This is a genomic window from Bartonella sp. W8167 (assembly GCF_016100335.1).
Taxonomy (GTDB): Bacteria; Pseudomonadota; Alphaproteobacteria; order Rhizobiales; family Rhizobiaceae; genus Bartonella; species Bartonella apis.
This window is the reverse complement of the sequence record NZ_JACFSQ010000001.1, coordinates 492121-509797: the sequence shown is the minus strand read 5'-3', so window position 1 is coordinate 509797 and position 17677 is coordinate 492121. Positions and strand designations below refer to the sequence as shown.

Below are 17677 nucleotides of genomic sequence, written 5' to 3'. Positions count from 1 at the left end.
CTCTTACCAACGATAATGCGAGAAGGCGCGGTTGGCTTCAGCCATACGGTGCGTATCTTCGCGTTTCTTGACAGCCGAACCACGATTATTCGCAGCATCCATCAATTCACCCGACAAACGATCAACCATAGTTGTTTCGTTACGGTTACGTGCTGCAGCAATAAGCCAACGAATGGCCAATGCCTGACGACGATCTGGACGCACATCAACAGGAACCTGATAAGTTGCACCACCAACACGACGAGAACGAACCTCAACATGCGGAGCAACATTCTCTAGTGCTTGATGAAACAGAGCAACCGGTTCTGTTTTTGCTTTATCTCCAACTGCATCAAGCGCACCATAAACGATGCGTTCTGCAACTGACTTCTTACCATCAAACATGATGGCATTCATAAACTTTGTAATCACAAGATCGCCGAACTTAGGATCTGGATTAATCTCACGTTTTTCTGCTCTATGGCGACGGGACATTGGCTTCGTCTCTCAAACTTATTTAGGACGTTTGGCACCGTATTTTGAACGGCGCTGCTTACGATTCTTGACACCTTGTGTATCGAGCACACCACGAATGATGTGATAACGAACACCCGGCAAATCCTTAACACGTCCGCCACGAATCATGACAACGGAGTGTTCCTGAAGGTTATGACCTTCACCCGGAATATAACCAATAACTTCAAAACCATTGGTCAAACGAACCTTGGCAACCTTACGGAGAGCCGAATTAGGTTTCTTCGGTGTCGTTGTATAAACGCGCGTGCACACACCACGCTTTTGCGGGTTTGCCTGAAGGGCAGGAACCTTATTACGCTTGACCGGCGCTGTACGCGGCTTGCGGATCAACTGGTTTACGGTAGGCATTCAACCTTCCTCTTTTCAATCTCTTTTTGTCTCGCCCAATCTGGGCCGCTTCACTTTATTCAGCTACCAGTCACCTGGTAACAACAGTAAACACATGCACAAAAAACCGGGCTTCACCGCTATCGTGCAGATCACCCGACTATAAGCAGAGGAGACTTTTTCAGTCTCATGCATCCGGCATTTGCGTTTCAAAACCGTAAAACGAACCCTGTTTGAGGCGAACTCCAAAACGTGTCGTTTCGAAAATGTAGCTAACCTCACATCGGCTCCGATGGCGGTTTATTAACGATAAACTACCGTTGCGTCAAGCCCTATCGCCCAAGAAAAGCAATGAAATTGCGAAATTGGCGGCGATAAGGCAAACCGAACACAGTTTAGGATAAAAACATTCTATGCTCGAACCTATTTTATAAGGCCGGTTTTACCAGTAAGCTTCTCAAACGTTAAATTCTTGCACTTTTTGCGATTGATTTGGGACTTGATGGGCTTCGTTCAAGAATCAATCCAAGAAAAACAGAATCGTCTTGAGACAATGATCCAACAATTCACGAAAATCTGCTGAGGCTTTCACGCCCTCGCATGGTAGAGGAGCCTACACTATAATAGAGATCAAAGCGGTTTTAATAATAGAGATCAAAGTGGTTTTATTTGCAGCAGGTCAATATCCAGAATTCAAACTGTTAGTTATGTTATTCCATCATGAGATTAATAATGCCAATGAAACATTGAAGTGTCCCAAACAACGAGAAGCCAAGAACTCCCCACCTCTGCTGATCATGTGCGCCACACGAAACCGGAACATCCCTCTTAATGGTTTGACGAGATTCTAAACGGAAGGCAGTTAGCGGGTTTTGAACCATTCAAATAGTGCAGTTTAAAAAACGCATTCGACTAAAGAAAGCCCTATTCCGATTTCGCTGCGCTTAAGCTTTAAAAACAAGAAACACCGATCAATAACAAACAAATGCTTGAAGCTTTAAGCAAACATTGATTAAAGTACAATCCATGAAGATAGCAACATGGAATGTAGCAGGCATCAGGGCCAGACATGAAACGCTGATAAAGTGGCTGAAATGGTGTGAACCCGATATTGTCTGCTTACAAGAAACAAAAACGATTGACACAACCTTCCCGCATGCCGAGATTGAAGCGCTTGGCTACCATATTGACGCGCATGGTCAAAAAGGGTTCAACGGCGTTGCGCTACTTTCAAAAACCAATCCGGATGAAGTCATACGCGGTCTTCCCGGAGATGATAGCGACGAACAGGCGCGTTATATTGAAGCTGTTTATTCGACCAAGACAGGGGTCATCCGCGTTGCATCACTTTATATACCGAACGGCAATCCGGTTGATAGTGACAAATATCCTTATAAGCTTCGGTGGTATGAGCGTTTCTTTCAACATGCCTGTTCTCTTCTTGCCTTGGAAGAGCCGTTGATATTTGCCGGCGATTATAATGTCATTTCATCGGATTTCGACGCGAAAAATCCTGATGAATGGGTGGGAGATGCGCTTTATCTTCCCCAAACTCGACAAGCACTCTGGAAAATAAAAAATCTCGGGTTTTATGATGCTATCCGCACCACGTCCGATGAACCGAATTATAGCTTTTGGGACTTCAAGTCCGGAGCATGGCAGAAAAACGATGGCATAAGAATCGACCATTTTCTTATTTCACCCGAGGCAGCAGACAAGTTGGAAAACAGTTCTGTCCAAAGTGTTGTCCGTAGCTGGGAAAAACCGTCGGATCATGTGCCGGTTGTTATTAATTTGCGCTGATATTCATTCTGCGTTCGCTTTCAGCGAAGTGAAACTATAAAGAATCCGTTTAAAAACACAGAAAAATTATATTCATGAAAAAAAATGTGTTAAACTTATCGCTAACTGCAATTTTATTGCGGAATTAAATGAATAAGGAGAACATTCATGAAAAAGGCTCTCATGGCTTTTGCCGCTTTGGCAATCTTGGGATTGACCGGAACAGCAATGGGTCAGCAAAAAGACACTCTCGAAAAGATTAAAGACACCGGCTCTGTTACATTGGGTGTGCGTGAATCTTCAGGTTTGGCTTACGCTTTAGGAAATGGCAAATATGTCGGATTTCATACCGAAATGGCTGAACGCATTGTCGATGATATTTCCAAAAAAATCGGAAAACCGATAAAGATCAATTATTTGCCTATTACTTCGCAAAACCGCATCCCGCTTTTGCAAAATGGAACTTATGATTTTGAATGTGGTTCAACAACCAATAATGCTGCAAGAGGAAAAGAAGCGGCTTTTGCCTATACGACTTATGTCGAGGAAGTGCGCATTGCAACAAAGAAAAATTCAGGGATAAAGTCGATTGCCGATCTTAACGGCAAAACTGTTGCAACGACGACAGGAACGACGTCCGTTCAACTTATCAGGAAAAATAAACGTGCGCAGAACATTGATTTTAAAGAAGTAAATGGAAAAGACCATGGCGACAGCTTTCTTCTTCTTGAATCCGGAAGAGCCGACGCATTTGTTATGGATAGATCGATTCTTGCCGGAAATATTTCAAAATCGAAGAACCCGTCAGACTACGTAATTTTGAACGATGTTCTTTCCGTTGAACCGATAGCATGCATGTTACGTCTGGATGACAAAAATCTGGAGCAGGCCATCGACGACAGCATTGTCCGTCAGGTCAAGGATGGTTCACTTGAAGTGCTCTACAATAAGTGGTTCATGCAACCGGTACCTCCTTCAAATACAGTTGTCGGATTGCCACTTTCGGATACAACCAAATATGCATGGGAACACCCGAACAACAAACCGATGGAAGACTATCAGGAAAACAAATAATAAAATCATGCTGAAAGGCTGCTTGCATGGGAACTTGCAGGCAGCCATTTTGACAATTGGATATCATGGTTTTGTTCATCCAAATTTTTATGTATGAGTGCTTTGTGTAAGTTTTCGGGAATAGTCTACAATGGATTTTTCATTCCTCTGTATGGATGATATCGATCACACCCATGTTGCGGGGTGTTTTGGCAAAGCCGGTTTGAGCCACACCTATCTTGACACTTTGGTCAATGCATTTCTCAATACCGCGCTACTTTCCGTTTCAAGTTTGATTTTGGCCATCATTGTCGGCGTAATTATCGGCACAATGAGAACTTTGCCTAAAACCTCTATATTGAACCGGGTTTTACGAATAATTGCACGGATATGGGTGGAAATAACACGTAACATCCCGTTGTTGGTTCAAATATTTCTATGGTATTTTGTCGTACCGAAGATTTATCCTCCGGCAATGGGTTTCCCGCCAATGATTCTCATCATCTGTGCATTGGGATTTTTCACATCCGCTCGTATTGCCGAACAGGTTCGTTCGGGCATTGAATCGATTCCGACAGGGCAACGTTATGCCGCCATGGCGATGGGATTCAGCACGTCTCAAACTTACCGCTATGTCATCTTGCCGCGCGCGATGCGAACAATTCTGCCACCACTCATATCGGAATCGATGGGGATTGTAAAAAATTCGGCAGTCGCATTCGCTGTCTCGATTCATGAATTGATGCAATTCCAATTTCAGGCCATTGAAGAAGTAAGCCATGTTTATGAAAACTATATGGTCGTCACTGTCCTATATGTCATCATTTCTCTCGTTATCTTCATTGTCATGACAATCATTGAAAGAACGGTCAAGATTCCCGGTTTCCAGACGGAGGGGAGATAATTATGTCCCATCTCGGCTCCACCCTCTCCTATTACCTGACCTTCGATTTTTCGTGGATGGATTTTTCCTTCTTCACTTTCGATGTGTTCAAAACCTATATTTTGTCCGGTCTTATTTTTAGTGTTGTTCTCACTATTGTAGCAACGATACTAGGGCTGATTTTCGGAACACTATTGGCAATGATGCGCCTATCCTCAATAAAGCCGCTGTCATGGATTGCCACTTTTTACGTCACCGCAATGCGGGCAATCCCGCTCGTCATGGTGATTTTGTGGTTCTTCGTTTTGCTTCCCTTTGTAACCGGTCATTCAATAGGGGCGAACAATTCTGCATTCATTACATTTACCGCATTCGAGGCAGCCTATTTTGCGGAAATTATGCGCGCGGGAATTCGTTCAATTCCACAAGGTCAGAAGTTTGCAAGCGAGGCTCTCGGCATGACTTACTGGCAATCCATGCTGATTGTTATATTGCCGCAGGCATTGCGTAATATGCTTCCCGTACTTCTTACACAGGTTATCATTCTGTTTCAGGATACTTCGCTTGTCTATGCCATTAGCGGTAATGATCTCCTCAAAGGTTTTGACATTGTGGCTAATAACTTCGGTGTCAAACAAGAAGCATATATTCTTGCTGCTGTGTTCTATTTTGTTATCTGTTTTACTCTTTCTCAGGCCGTTATGTACCTGCAGAAGAAAGTTGCCATTATTCGCTGATAGGAAAGTTTCATGCCCGAACACATGATTGAAGTAAAAAACGTTTCAAAATGGTACGGAAAATTCAACGTTTTGAAAAATTGCTCTACCAATATTAGCAAGGGTGAGGTTGTCGTTGTTTGTGGCCCTTCCGGTTCGGGAAAATCGACCTTTATTAAAACAATCAACGCACTCGAACCATTTCAGGAAGGGCAAATCTGGGTTGATGGTGTTCCCGTTCATTCGCCTAAAACCAATTTGCCAAAACTGAGAAGCCGTGTCGGAATGGTTTTCCAACATTTCGAGCTTTTTCCGCATTTATCGGTGATGGAAAATTTGACGATTGCCCAAACCAAGGTTCTTCACCGCTCAAAAAAAGATGCCATTGAAAGCGGACTTAAATATCTCAAACGCGTTGGTCTGATCGACCATAAGGATAAATATCCGGGGCAACTTTCGGGTGGTCAACAACAGCGGGTTGCCATTGCGCGCGCTTTGACAATGGATCCGGTTGTTATGCTGTTCGACGAACCGACATCAGCCCTTGACCCTGAAATGGTCGGAGAAGTTCTTGATGTCATGGTGGGACTTGCGCAGGACGGTATGACCATGATCTGCGTAACCCATGAAATGGGATTTGCCCATAAAGTTTCCGATAGAGTCATTTTCATGGATGCCGGAACAATATTGGAAGATTGTACTTCCGAAGAGTTTTTTGCTTCTCCGGAATCAAGAACCCCACGCGCCCGCGATTTTTTATCGAAAATCCTGAGCCATTGATCGTTTTAACCAAATATAATTCTTAGAATGCCGGATAAGGTTTAAGCACCTGCTAAACCTTTCCGGCTTTAACAATTCTATATCGGGTTGTTTGCACATAAGTCGGGATTCCGTCTTTTATTGCGCTTTTTCAAGAACGTGTTTTTCACCTACATAGGATTGGCATTTTCAAAAGCCGAATTGTGGTCCTTTTAATGAGATAAGTTTCTAGCGCTTTGCTCCGACCACAGAGGCAACATCAATAGGATTGCCATTCCCTCTCAACTTCTAGAATTAGGCAAGTTAACCAGGTAAATTCCGATATCCGGTTTAAAGGACAGTTATTGAAACATCCGTCACGTTGTTTTCCTTTTCATGTCAGATTTTTAAGAACCGCAATAAACCAACGCTTTTTATCGAATGAAAAAGCGTTAAGAGGTCGTGCAATATAACACCAGCAAAAGAGATGTCGGGAGAACAATGAGTGCTATTAACACGGGGTTTAGCAAAACCGCCAGACTATCCGCGGAGTAAGTTCATCGGTATCAGGCAACTTTAAGGACGGAAATCGGAATTGGCAGGACTGCTTTAATTCGGATTTCTTGAGTTTATCCCGACGCCGGAAACCATACTTTTTAAACGAATTGGCTAATGGGAAATCGATAAAATTGAGAACAAATTTTTAATCAGAAACCGTTGTCATTTCTGACAATGTCGCTTGCAAGCGAAATAGCCGTGCGACGATCGGCTTCACCGGAAACAGCAAAAGCACGCTCTTGCAACTGTCTTATCCATATTTGATCATGTGGCCCGGCTTTTTCATACGCGGCGGTCATCATTGCAAGTCCACGCACCGTCTTGCCCGCTTGAAAAAGCATGTTTCCCAGCATTGCTTGTGCGGCCGGGTTACCTTTTCTCGCCGAAAGTTGGAACCAGCGTGCAGCTTGAACAGGATTCTTTTCACCGCCATCACCATTCAGCAGCATTTTACCCAACCGATATTGGGCTTCGGGGTTGCCGAAATTGGTTGCTGCCTGCAAATAAAGGCTACGCGCTTGAGGCATATCCTGTTTAACGGGCGAATTCGGAATTCCGGTTACGAGATAGTCGGCTATTTCAACAAGTGCATCCGAGAGATAGCTTTCATCTTCCGAACCGGGATCGGCACCTTCCTGAACAATGCGAACGTAAAACTTGTAAGCGGCGTAGTCGTTTTCTGCAACACCATCTCCATCCGCATACATACGGGCAAGCTTCCAATTGGCACCCGGATGCCCCATATCGGCGGCATATTTCAACGCCTTGACAGCCTGACCTTTATCGCCATTTTTATAGGCTGAAATGCCGCTTTTAAAAAACTCGAACGGACTGTCGGACTCGCTTTTTGTGTGGTTCACATCCAAAGCAGATGCTGTGGAAAGACAGATTCCCAATGTGAGCGCAGTCACACTGGCCAACCAACCTTCTTTGCACCTGTTCATATGAACTTTTCCTATCTCGCCCGTCTTCATACACGAATGCTATCAATGCTTGCTAAAATGCTCTTTCTTTGTGGTGGGAATGAGGCACCAACTTTGCTGGTATTATTAGCATATCAACTATCATAAAGGTGTTGCTTCAAAGCAACACGTAAAAATCACCTTGCTATGGTTAACTCGATGCAACGCATTATTTCATTTAAAATTGCATCAGGATCGCAATTATGTAGAATAAGTTATAAAGCCGTTAAAACTTGATAATTATAAAGCTTGATTGTTTTTTTGAACAAACATGGCCAACATGAAACTGATTTGCCAACTTCAACGTTATTTGCCAACTTGAAACTGATTTTCCAAATTGAAACTGATTTTCCAAATTGAAACTGATTTTAATGAGTCGAAACAATGATGAGTAAAACGAGTATTATAGTGTTCGCTCTTTGCGCGGCTATTGTATCGGGTTGTTCTGTTACGAAAAAGCCGGAAATCGCAGCAACGGATGAACATTCAGCTTCCACTGGTTACTGGTATCTTGGCGATAACGGAGAACGCCAATGGCGAACATTAAATCCTGCCGATATCCCCGAGCCAGCTCCTGCCATGCGAAAAAATTATGCTTCATCAACAGGCAATGGAAGCGGAAACGGTTAAAGGTAAAGAAAACCGCCCTTTAACGGATGTCAGGGCGGTTTTCGTTTTTTTAAAGTTGTTGTGAAATCAACCCAAGCGCTTCATGGCAACAACAAGTTTTTCCTTAGCTGCTTCAAGTTCGCTTAACCGTTCGCGTTCGGCTTCGACGATTTCCGGCTTGGCATTTTCTACAAACTTCGGATTATTGAGCTTCTTTTCAACCTTTTCGATATCAAGATCAATTTTACCCATCTCTTTTTCAAGCCTTGCGCGCTCGGCATCAAAATCGATCAATTTACCTAATGGCATGCAGAAGGTTGCCTCGCCAAGAATAATCTGGGCCGACGCTTCAGGAACCTTGTTAGCGAATTCAATGCTTTCAATACGGGCAAGGCGCTTAATTGCTGCCTCATGACGTTCGACGCGTTCTTTTGTTTGCTTGCCAGCCTCAACAATAACCAATGGTGCCATTGCTCCCGCCGGAACATTCATCTCTGCACGGGCAGAACGGATTCCGCTCACAACATCAATGAGCCAATTGATATCTTCGGCTGCCTTTTCATCACGGAAATTGATATCCGGCCAACTTGCCAGTGCCAACATAGTGTCTCTTTTATGCTGATCCGTTGCCGTCAATCTCCATAATTCCTCCGTCATATAAGGCATGAAGGGATGGAGAATTTTATAGACCTGTTCAAGAACCCAGGCGACGCAGGCCTGTGCTTCTTTCTTGTCACTTTCATCTTCGCCCTGAAAAATCGGCTTCAACAGTTCGAGATACCAGTCGCAAAGCGTATTCCAAATAAAACGATAGACAGCCGCCGCTGCTTCGTTGAACTTGTAAGTTTCGATTCCGGAGGTGACTGCTTCAACTGTTTTCGAAAGTTCAGTCAAAATCCAGCGGTTAAGCGAGAGTTTGACCGATTCCGGTTTGAATGACGGATCATAGGCAACGCCATTCATTTCAGCAAAACGCGTGGCATTCCATAGTTTCGTTCCGAAATTACGATATCCGGCAATACGCGCGGGATCGAGTTTTACATCGCGTCCCTGCGCCGCCATTATAGCCAGCGTAAAGCGCAAAGCATCTGCACCATATTCGTCCATGAGGTCGAGGGGATCAATCACATTGCCCTTCGATTTCGACATTTTAGCGCCGTGCTTATCACGAACCAGCGCATGCATATAAATGTTGTGGAACGGCACATCATGCATGAAGTGCAGCCCCATCATCATCATACGGGCAACCCAGAAAAATAGAATATCAAAACCTGTTACCACAACGCTGGTCGGGTAATAGATTTCCAGTTCTTTTGTCTTATCCGGCCAACCTAGCGTCGAGAATGGCCATAAGGCCGAAGAAAACCACGTGTCGAGCACATCCTCATCTCTCCGCAGTTCAACAGACTTTCCATAATGTGCGTCAGCAGCCTTCTGTGCTTCTTCCGCCGATTTTTCGACGAATACCTTGCCATCAGGCCCGTACCAGGCGGGAATTTGATGCCCCCACCATAATTGGCGGGAAATGCACCAAGGTTCGATATTTTCCATCCAGTTGAAATAGGTTTTTTCCCAGTTTTTGGGAATAATCGTCGTTTTGCCGTTTTTAACGGCATCAATGGCCGGTTTTGCTAGTTTTGCCGCGTTGACATACCATTGGTCGGTCAACAACGGTTCAATCGGTACACCACCACGGTCGCCATGAGGAACCATATGCGTATGATCTTCCACGCCAGCAAGATAGCCGCCCTCTTCCATCATCTCGACTATTTTTTCCCGTGCCGCAAAGCGATCCATCTGGTCGAATATTTCAACAAGTTTCTTGAGCTCGTCTGTCTGTTCCAGATCTTTTAAAAAATCCTCGTTGTCACGCAGAAAAATTTTCGCATTTTCTGTCATGATATTGATGATTCTCAGATTATGACGACGACCGACCTCGAAGTCGTTGAAGTCATGCGCCGGTGTGATTTTAACCGCACCTGTGCCTGCCTCGGGGTCAGCGTAATCGTCACCAACAATTTCAATTTTACGTCCGACAAACGGCAATATTGCATGGTGGCCGATGAGTGCCTGATATCTTTTGTCTTTCGGATTGACTGCAATACCGGTATCACCAAGCATAGTCTCGGGCCGTGTTGTTGCCACAACAATGAAGGTACTTGGGTCATCCGGATTGAAGACTTTGCCTTCCAAAGGATAGCGGAAATGCCAAAGATGCCCCTTTATTTCCTTCTGCTCGACCTCAAGATCGGAAATGGCTGTCAACAGTTTCGGATCCCAATTGACAAGGCGCTTATCTTTGTAAATCAACCCTTCTTTATATAGAGTAACAAAAACTTCAAGAACTGCGCGCGACAATCCTTCGTCCATAGTGAAGCGCTCGCGCGACCAGTCACAAGAGGCGCCCAGACGCCGCAATTGGTGAGCGATTTTGCCACCCGATTCTTCGCGCCATTGCCAAACACGTTCGACAAACTTTTCACGTCCCATTTCTTGGCGTGTCGGTTCTTTTCTTTGCGCGAGTTGCCGTTCGACAACCATTTGGGTGGCAATGCCGGCATGATCCATTCCCGGTTGCCATAAAACATTTTTGCCCCTCATACGCTCGAAGCGAACCATGATGTCCTGAATGGTATTATTAAGCGCATGCCCCATGTGTAACGAGCCGGTGACATTGGGCGGCGGAATGACAATGCTGAAAGCCTCGGCACCGGGCTTGGACCCTGCGCCAGCCTTGAAGACACCATTGTCTTCCCATTGCTTTTCTATACGGGGCTCGGTCGAGCCGGCATCATAAGTTTTGTCTAACATTCTCTTTTCCAATTTCCACCGGTAAACGGGCGATCTCGTTGCTGTTGTGCAAAAGATATCCGGCTTCCGTTTGAACACACATTTTCAACCGGTTTTAACCGACTTCGTAACAGGTTTCAAAAAATAATAGAATGAATCGATAAAATTTCTTGATTTAATATGGACTTTACGCATTTTCGACGATTTCAATTGCTTTGACCGTTAAGCGTTGACGCCCCCCTGCATCAAACGCATTTGAACGCAACCTCGTTAACCGGAAAACCGGTAAACCCGTAAATAGCAAAAGAGCGCCGATTATTCGTCACGAAGACTAATTCGCCGGTATATTATCCACGATCGGAGGGAAAATTCTTTTCAAACGCAGTGGTTATTTCTTCGCGCAAAATCTTTTCCACAAGAAAAGGCCAACGTTTTTGCAGCCATTTCACAAGTACCGGCCGCAATGCCTGTTCGGCCAAAGAGTCGACACTTTCCCAAAATTTCGGGCTGAACTGCATGTCGGCATAAATTTCTTCACCCTGAGTCACCGGTTGCGGTTCTCTTTCGGGGGCGTTTTCAACTTCCTCACGAGCAGAAAAGTCTCCACTTCCAGCCGGTTGATAGACGCCGGTCATAGACGAATCCCGAGGCGAAGCATCTTGAGACAAAGAATCCTGTGATAAAGTATTCGGAGACAACGTATTCTGGAACGTGCCTGTCGCCTCCTCTACCGGACGAGCTGTTTCGAACTCTACCCTCTCTTGTTGTCCGGCCGGAACGTCGGTCATAACCGGTTGCGTTGTGCTATCGGCAACGGCTTTCATATTGTTATTGACCGGCTGTCCCGCATTGCTATCGAACTCGTTCCGGTTAGCCTGCTCGCTCAAACCGATGCGGGCAGCCAAAGCTTTCATGGCATCATCAACGTTCAAAGAATCTGTATTCGCCTCCGGTCTCATTTGCGCTGTCGCGGGGGCGGAATCAATATGAGCTCCAGAGCGAATTTCACTTTGGTTTTTCGCGGCCACACGCGGAGTGACGTGTCCTGTATTTTCCTCGATGATCTCGCGTATTGATGCGAGTATCTCGTCTGTTGTCGGTTCCTTAGCCGCGTTTGAACTTTGTGCCATACTCTTAAACCTCATACTCCAACTAGCAACCAGAATCGTAGGCCAAACTTAGCAAATCATCCAGCTTGCTAAAATCATTGAGCAAAATTTCCGGTACACTACGCACAGCTTTCTCTTCTTTTTCAACCTACGCTAGGTTGATACCCTTGTTATACCCGCGATACGTTCATCCAGACAAGGCCGGTATCCTTCGGAAAACAAGTTATTAGGCAATTCAATGGGCAATTTGAAACATAGATGGAAAATTGCAGTACTCTATCTATCTCAATCGTTTAGCGATAAATTGTTCAGCCTTCTCAAACAGTTTTCATCGGATAGATAATTTGCTCTTTCCCGGATTAGCTGTTGCATCGGATAAATCACGTTCATTACTGTAAAATCCGGTTAGCTTTAATCAAGCTAATAAATGCCGAATAAATGACAATTTTAAAAATCGAACAATGACCGGAAATGTAAGTCAGTCATCGTGGGATTTTTACAGAATTGGCTACTTTGATTGTTGGTAATTCCGAAAACAGCATCAGTTGTCCGATACCGTGTCATGAAAATGAGAATTTCGGAAATGGAAGAAAAAAAACTTCAATAGCGTCCGATGACCTACTGATGAATGGTCTTCTATTGGTATTGCGAATTTAACTTTCCAAACATGTGTCCACGAATAACCAATGCTTTCCGTGATTTTTATTTTGCGAGCCATATGTTTTTATCATGATGGAACGAGTCGGCACGTTGTCGACAAAATGATGAATCCAGAGGATGTTATCCGTTTTTCTTCAACTGATAATGGCATTCGAACCATCAGTTCCGGCGCAGCAACTATAAAAACAAAAGGGCACATTTTAAAAAAAATGTGCCTTTTTATAATCAGTTGAAGAATTTTGTCGGGGTCGGATATCCCGTTGGTTATTCAACAAACTTTATTGGACCGGAAAATTCACCGACCATCCGGTGTACGTACGCCGATCCATTTATCCTTCACAGCTTTGTTGTGTTCTTCAGGATCATATTTGACAACACGGAGTCCCAATTGATCAGCTGTCATTTTGCCAATTGCCGATTGGACATTGTAGCTTGCGACAACTACGTTACGTTCTGCCGTTACCAAAGAAATCTGGGCATCAATGAGCTGCGTGCGCGAATTCAACACATCCAATGTAGTCGCTTGTCCAACGCGGTTTTCCTGAACACGACCATCAAGTGCAATTTCCGCAGCACGAACACTATCCCGATAGGCTATGACAGAAGCACGAGCCCCTTCCAATTGCGACCAGGATGACGACATATTTTCACGAACGCTATCTTGTGCCAAATCAAGCTGTATTCTTGCCTGACCGAGCTGTTCCTTTGACTGGCGTATTTGTGCCGACGTCCGTCCACCCTGATAGATAGGAACATTGATCGACACGCCAACGGAATTCGACCGACCACCGTCACCGGGACCATTATAAATCTGGTTATAAGATGTACTTGCGGACAAATCCACCTGAGGAAGCAAAGCGCCTTCTTTGGCTTTTACATTGTAGGAGCTCGCGTCAATCAGATATTTTGAATATAAAATTGCAGGGTGAGTCGCTGCACCGATTTTATATCCGGCATCCGGCGAACCCGGCAGTGCTTTAGAAACCGGCGGGCGTTCGAGTTTATCCGGATCAGCCCCGATAACCTGACGATATACAGCTTCTGCCGACTTCACATCGGCACGTGCAAGGCTGAGCTCGGAGACTGCAACTGAACGGGCTGCTTCGGATTGAGCCAAATCTGTACGTGTTCCTTCACCGACATCAAGTTTGGCCTTGTCAGCGCGAACCTGTTCTTCAAGCGCTGCAAGGTTCTGCCGACGCAATTCGGCAATTTGCCTGTATTGGAAAACATTTGCATAAGCGGTTGCAGCATTGACCAGCATATTCTGCTCGGTATTGCGCAAATATTCTCTCTGGGCCTGTGCTTTGACCTCTGCTGAAGCGACCGTGTTCTTGGTAACAAAGCCATCAAAGACTTTCTGGCTTAATTGTACCCCCAACGACCCGGTCGTTGTATAATAGGTCGTGGCAGCACTACGGCCGCGGGCATAAGAACCGAAACCCTCGATTTGCGGGCGGAAATTGGATTTTGCGATAGCTATATCCTCGTCAAGAATACGCGCGCTCGCTCTTTCACTGTTCAGATTACCATTATTTGTGTAAGCCTTGGCAAGAGCCCCCATTAGCGTTTCGGCATGCACAGGGTGCGACGCAAAAACAACGCCTGATAGCAACAAAGCCGATAACAGAGCTTTTTTTGTTTTCACCACAGCTACACCTCTATTCATATAAATTCACAATCATCCATCTTGCATGGACGAGTTGCTACTATTTACCTGACCGTCCAAAAAATGCAATGCGTCAGTTCATTAAAAATCTTAAACGTTGCACAAGCGCAACCCTTCAAAGATATCTCAGAAAACAAATTCCGGGTTTTTCTGAAAACCTTCCAGCGGATTGATTGCGAGGTTGAATATTCGACGTGCAGAAACGACTCCGTCTTCTTTCATATAGACCCGCGCAACAGCAGAATTTCCATGCCCTTCAGCAACCACGAGACGACCGCCTTCCCTCAATTGTGCAAATAGCGCCTCCGGAATAAAATCAACCGCCCCTTCAAGGAGGATTACATCAAACGGACCTTCTTCAGCATAGCCTTTGGTCAATTCGCCACTTACGACAACAACATTGTCATAGCCGCCTTTTTGCATATTTTCATTGGCAATTGCAGCAAGTTTTTCATCCTGCTCCAGTGCGATAACAGAGCTTGCCAATTTTGACAAAAGCGCGGCACTATAACCTGTACCTGCTCCAATATCGAGCACAATATCTTCGGATTTAATATCTGCTGCCTGCAGCAATTTAGCCAGAGCCGCCGGTTTCATCAAATAGCGTCCGCACCCGCCTGCACGAGGCGCTGCCAACGGAATTGTCTCGTCCGAATAACTGAGTTCTTCAAATTTCGCGGGGACAAATTTCTCGCGGGGAATAGACAAAAAAGCGGCGAGCACGGACAGTTTCGTCACATCAACTGTACGAATCTGCCCATCGACCATTCTCTGCCTTAGCATTGCAAAATCTGCTGCCATAACCGATTTTCCTTTTTATACCCACTACGCAACATTTTAACGGAAATATATATAACCCGACGAGATGTCGCAAAAAACATCGCTTCAGTCAATCACAACATTGGCAAACTCGTTGTTTCACTAGCGAAATCAAGTGGAATACGTCATCAGACCTTTGTGATCCAATTGTGCATAGCTATAACATAAATATATAAAATACGCATGAAAAAGTTCTGAGAAAATCTATCAAGTGATAAGCACGATAGAATTAAGTCAATTTTTTACTGACACTCATTCATGTTGCCGAGTTCGAGAATGTCCGACTTTACAAAAGCCTGAAAGCATAGAGTTATAAACCTAAATTCTTAAGACCGACAACAGCGGACAGCTCAACAAAAGTCGGTGTAACAAGCCAACATTTTTGCTTCCGATTGAATATTCCGAATGAAAATGAAATTGACGATTCGGTCGATTGGAAACAGCTATCATTTCACAATTTTTCTGAAATAAACATCTTCCGTCTGACAGACTTAAACTATAGTGCCGCATCACCGGATGTTGATGAAATTTAAGGAACTAAAAGCCGGTCAGGCAAATCGCATGTAGACATCGGCTACTTGTAGAAGAATCTGGCTGTTCAGAAAAACCGATCCAATGGGGGGAACTAAATGGAGGCCTCGCCCGGAGTCGAACCGGGTTACAAGGATTTGCAGTCCTCTGCGTAACCGTTCCGCCACGAGGCCTCATAAAATGCACGTAGGTCATTAAGTTAAGCAAACGCTTCCGTCAAGACACCCTATAACTGAATATGCGGATTTTCTGTTAAATCTTGCACATTATTGGAAGACAAATTCGACAGCGGACTCAAATCTGTTTTCGCTAATCGTTTGTGTCACATGCTTATCTTCCAAATTATTCTCTGACCTTTTATCCGATTGCATTTCCGATCAACATAACCCTAACGTTTAAAAAATTGTCTGTGCTGAAAAGTTCTTTTTGCAATCCGTGTTATCAATGCAATGATCAAATTTATTCATCCGGATAATGAGTTAATTTCGACAAACGAATAGTTCCCGCATGAGACTCGAATTGCTGTCCTCAAGCCGCCTTCTCTAAACGATGTTATATTCTCTGAATTTCGTTTATTTCTAATGACGAAATTTATCTCCCGTTATCTCTTAAAATACGGTTGGGACGTGCAACGGGGGTTCCTTATGGCTTCACCACCACTTCGGTGCATGAGCCTCGCCCTACTTCTTCCTTCGTCACGCTTTATTTGCTTCTTCGACATACAAGCAAGAATGGCGTTTTTCCCCCTGTGTGAGTGCTATAAATGCAGTATCCCGAACACTTATTCAGATTTTTTTTAAAAAATAGCATTTCCCTATTTGCAAAACATAAATTCATTTGCTATAGCCCTGCTGCATCACACAAATGAGCATCGTTCCCCGGTAGCTCAGTGGTAGAGCCACCGGCTGTTAACCGGTTGGTCGCTGGTTCGAATCCGGCCCGGGGAGCCATTTTTCTTCTTCCTGTTTATAAATTGTTGTTTTACCGTGAAATTTTTAAAGCGGAAATTGTTGGAAGAGATGCGAAAATAAAAAACCGTTGCAGTTTTCCCGAAGTTTTGTGATTGCTTCTTGTGCTAATCTTCCCGGTCATTATAGCTCTCTTCACTTCAGGTCATAGGCGGACATGGTTCATATTGAAAGCGGTTTGTTTTAGGCATGTGCATGGGCAGCATAACATGCGTCGTCAATTGCTGAACCGGTTATTTACCTTGAATGTTCTGAGTATTTGATTTGCTCGGCTTTTTTTAAAGCCCTAGCGTTTACAACCACAGGGCAGAAGCTATCCGGCTCTTTTCCGGTTTAGAATGTTCTATTATGTGATCCGTGCATTTTCATCGTTAAAACGGATCTAAATTGTCTCCACAGCAAGTATAGTTGCTTTTCAAGCTCTTCTGTAACCATTCGTCGAGTTAAGGCTACGCAGCAATTCTTCGAATTCAGGTTGCTGATCGGGTCGGTATTATTGCGGTATCGCACGGGCTTTAGACGCGTCTCTATACGGCGTTTCAAATGTCCCTGAGATCTTTAATGCGAATAGCGTATCGATCAAGTTGTTGCTCCTCCATCGGATCCGTCTCCTGCTCTTCCAATGCAAGCTGCAACCATTCCTGCATAGAAGAGAGTGCAATGAGTTGTTCTATATAGCCCATCGATTTCCTGCTTAATTTAAGGTTATAGTTTTTGATACGGAATGCCACCGGACAGAAAAACGCATCAACAGCAGTAAATCTGTCTCCGGCAAGGAACGGCCCATTGAATTTTTCTTGTGCGGATACAAAGAGTTCATCCACGCGACGAATATCATTTTCAAGTTCCGGGGTTAGTTTTTTCAGTTTCGCAATAACACCTACCGACATCGGGCATTGTGCCCTTAATGCCTGAAAAGACGAATGCATTTCAGCAGCGGCCGAACGCGCCCAAGCTCGCGCAACACGGTTTGTCGGCCACACATTG

Annotated in this window: 14 protein-coding genes and 2 tRNA genes; 7 read left to right on the top strand and 9 right to left on the bottom strand. The window is 44.6% G+C overall.

Annotated features, from left to right (window positions below; genetic code table 11):
* Nucleotides 1–3: 3 nt before the first annotated feature.
* Complete coding sequence (gene rpsG, locus H3V12_RS01930; RefSeq protein WP_075868529.1) at nucleotides 4–474, bottom strand: 30S ribosomal protein S7; 471 nt, start codon at nucleotides 472–474, stop codon at nucleotides 4–6.
* A gap of 18 nt (nucleotides 475–492) precedes the next feature.
* A complete protein-coding gene (gene rpsL / locus H3V12_RS01925) occupies nucleotides 493–864 on the bottom strand; it encodes a 30S ribosomal protein S12 (protein ID WP_002964366.1) in 372 nt (123 codons plus the stop codon).
* A gap of 1005 nt (nucleotides 865–1869) precedes the next feature.
* On the opposite strand from rpsL, the gene xth reads away from it, so the two are divergent.
* The 5 genes from xth (at nucleotide 1870) to H3V12_RS01900 (ending at nucleotide 6057) form a co-directional block, all read left to right on the top strand.
* Nucleotides 1870–2646 (top strand): exodeoxyribonuclease III, encoded by a 777-nt coding sequence (gene xth, locus H3V12_RS01920; RefSeq protein WP_198212420.1) that lies wholly within the window; start codon nucleotides 1870–1872, stop codon nucleotides 2644–2646.
* 147 nt (nucleotides 2647–2793) lie between these two features.
* Nucleotides 2794–3699, top strand: a complete 906-nt coding sequence (locus tag H3V12_RS01915; protein ID WP_075868533.1) for a transporter substrate-binding domain-containing protein — start codon at nucleotides 2794–2796, stop codon at nucleotides 3697–3699.
* Between the two features lie 130 nt (nucleotides 3700–3829).
* Complete coding sequence (locus H3V12_RS01910; protein WP_198212418.1) at nucleotides 3830–4582, top strand: amino acid ABC transporter permease; 753 nt, start codon at nucleotides 3830–3832, stop codon at nucleotides 4580–4582.
* A gap of 2 nt (nucleotides 4583–4584) precedes the next feature.
* A complete protein-coding gene (locus H3V12_RS01905) occupies nucleotides 4585–5298 on the top strand; it encodes an amino acid ABC transporter permease (RefSeq protein WP_143238453.1) in 714 nt (237 codons plus the stop codon).
* A gap of 12 nt (nucleotides 5299–5310) precedes the next feature.
* Entirely contained in the window at nucleotides 5311–6057 is a 747-nt protein-coding gene (locus H3V12_RS01900) for an amino acid ABC transporter ATP-binding protein (protein ID WP_083639705.1), read from the top strand.
* A 665-nt stretch (nucleotides 6058–6722) separates the two neighbouring features.
* On the opposite strand, the gene H3V12_RS01895 is transcribed toward H3V12_RS01900, so the two are convergent.
* Nucleotides 6723–7517 (bottom strand): tetratricopeptide repeat protein, encoded by a 795-nt coding sequence (locus tag H3V12_RS01895; RefSeq protein ID WP_075869813.1) that lies wholly within the window; start codon nucleotides 7515–7517, stop codon nucleotides 6723–6725.
* A 402-nt stretch (nucleotides 7518–7919) separates the two neighbouring features.
* Between H3V12_RS01895 and H3V12_RS01890 the strand changes: the two genes are divergently transcribed.
* Entirely contained in the window at nucleotides 7920–8165 is a 246-nt protein-coding gene (locus H3V12_RS01890; RefSeq protein ID WP_075868544.1) for a hypothetical protein, read from the top strand.
* Between the two features lie 66 nt (nucleotides 8166–8231).
* Here H3V12_RS01890 and H3V12_RS01885 read toward each other — a convergent pair whose 3' ends face one another.
* The 5 genes from H3V12_RS01885 to H3V12_RS01865 form a co-directional block, all read right to left on the bottom strand.
* Complete coding sequence (locus H3V12_RS01885; RefSeq protein ID WP_198212416.1) at nucleotides 8232–10955, bottom strand: valine--tRNA ligase; 2724 nt, start codon at nucleotides 10953–10955, stop codon at nucleotides 8232–8234.
* A gap of 326 nt (nucleotides 10956–11281) precedes the next feature.
* A complete protein-coding gene (locus H3V12_RS01880) occupies nucleotides 11282–12064 on the bottom strand; it encodes a DUF2497 domain-containing protein (protein ID WP_198212408.1) in 783 nt (260 codons plus the stop codon).
* Nucleotides 12065–12998: 934 nt separating this feature from the next.
* A complete protein-coding gene (locus H3V12_RS01875) occupies nucleotides 12999–14372 on the bottom strand; it encodes a TolC family outer membrane protein (protein ID WP_178391748.1) in 1374 nt (457 codons plus the stop codon).
* A gap of 126 nt (nucleotides 14373–14498) precedes the next feature.
* Nucleotides 14499–15173, bottom strand: coding sequence for a protein-L-isoaspartate O-methyltransferase (locus H3V12_RS01870; RefSeq protein ID WP_198212406.1), 675 nt, complete (start codon nucleotides 15171–15173; stop codon nucleotides 14499–14501).
* Nucleotides 15174–15821: 648 nt separating this feature from the next.
* Nucleotides 15822–15895: transfer RNA gene (locus H3V12_RS01865), tRNA-Cys, on the bottom strand.
* Nucleotides 15896–16597: 702 nt separating this feature from the next.
* Here H3V12_RS01865 and H3V12_RS01860 point away from each other — a divergent pair.
* A tRNA-Asn gene (locus tag H3V12_RS01860) sits at nucleotides 16598–16672 on the top strand.
* Nucleotides 16673–17229: 557 nt separating this feature from the next.
* Here the strand turns inward: H3V12_RS01860 and H3V12_RS01855 are convergent.
* A complete protein-coding gene (locus tag H3V12_RS01855; RefSeq protein WP_198212404.1) occupies nucleotides 17230–17580 on the bottom strand; it encodes a hypothetical protein in 351 nt (116 codons plus the stop codon).
* Nucleotides 17581–17677 lie beyond the last annotated feature (97 nt).

Bases quoted from the DNA above. Each gene is read 5' to 3' on its own strand.
- rpsG (WP_075868529.1), bottom strand. From the start codon at position 474: ATGTCCCGTCGCCATAGAGCAGAAAAACGTGAGATTAATCCAGATCCT.
- rpsL (WP_002964366.1), bottom strand. From the start codon at position 864: ATGCCTACCGTAAACCAGTTGATCCGCAAGCCGCGTACAGCGCCGGTC.
- xth (WP_198212420.1), top strand. From the start codon at position 1,870: ATGAAGATAGCAACATGGAATGTAGCAGGCATCAGGGCCAGACATGAA.
- H3V12_RS01915 (WP_075868533.1), top strand. From the start codon at position 2,794: ATGAAAAAGGCTCTCATGGCTTTTGCCGCTTTGGCAATCTTGGGATTG.
- H3V12_RS01910 (WP_198212418.1), top strand. From the start codon at position 3,830: ATGGATTTTTCATTCCTCTGTATGGATGATATCGATCACACCCATGTT.
- H3V12_RS01905 (WP_143238453.1), top strand. From the start codon at position 4,585: ATGTCCCATCTCGGCTCCACCCTCTCCTATTACCTGACCTTCGATTTT.
- H3V12_RS01900 (WP_083639705.1), top strand. From the start codon at position 5,311: ATGCCCGAACACATGATTGAAGTAAAAAACGTTTCAAAATGGTACGGA.
- H3V12_RS01895 (WP_075869813.1), bottom strand. From the start codon at position 7,517: ATGAACAGGTGCAAAGAAGGTTGGTTGGCCAGTGTGACTGCGCTCACA.
- H3V12_RS01890 (WP_075868544.1), top strand. From the start codon at position 7,920: ATGATGAGTAAAACGAGTATTATAGTGTTCGCTCTTTGCGCGGCTATT.
- H3V12_RS01885 (WP_198212416.1), bottom strand. From the start codon at position 10,955: ATGTTAGACAAAACTTATGATGCCGGCTCGACCGAGCCCCGTATAGAA.
- H3V12_RS01880 (WP_198212408.1), bottom strand. From the start codon at position 12,064: ATGGCACAAAGTTCAAACGCGGCTAAGGAACCGACAACAGACGAGATA.
- H3V12_RS01875 (WP_178391748.1), bottom strand. From the start codon at position 14,372: ATGAATAGAGGTGTAGCTGTGGTGAAAACAAAAAAAGCTCTGTTATCG.
- H3V12_RS01870 (WP_198212406.1), bottom strand. From the start codon at position 15,173: ATGGCAGCAGATTTTGCAATGCTAAGGCAGAGAATGGTCGATGGGCAG.
- H3V12_RS01855 (WP_198212404.1), bottom strand. From the start codon at position 17,580: ATGTCGGTAGGTGTTATTGCGAAACTGAAAAAACTAACCCCGGAACTT.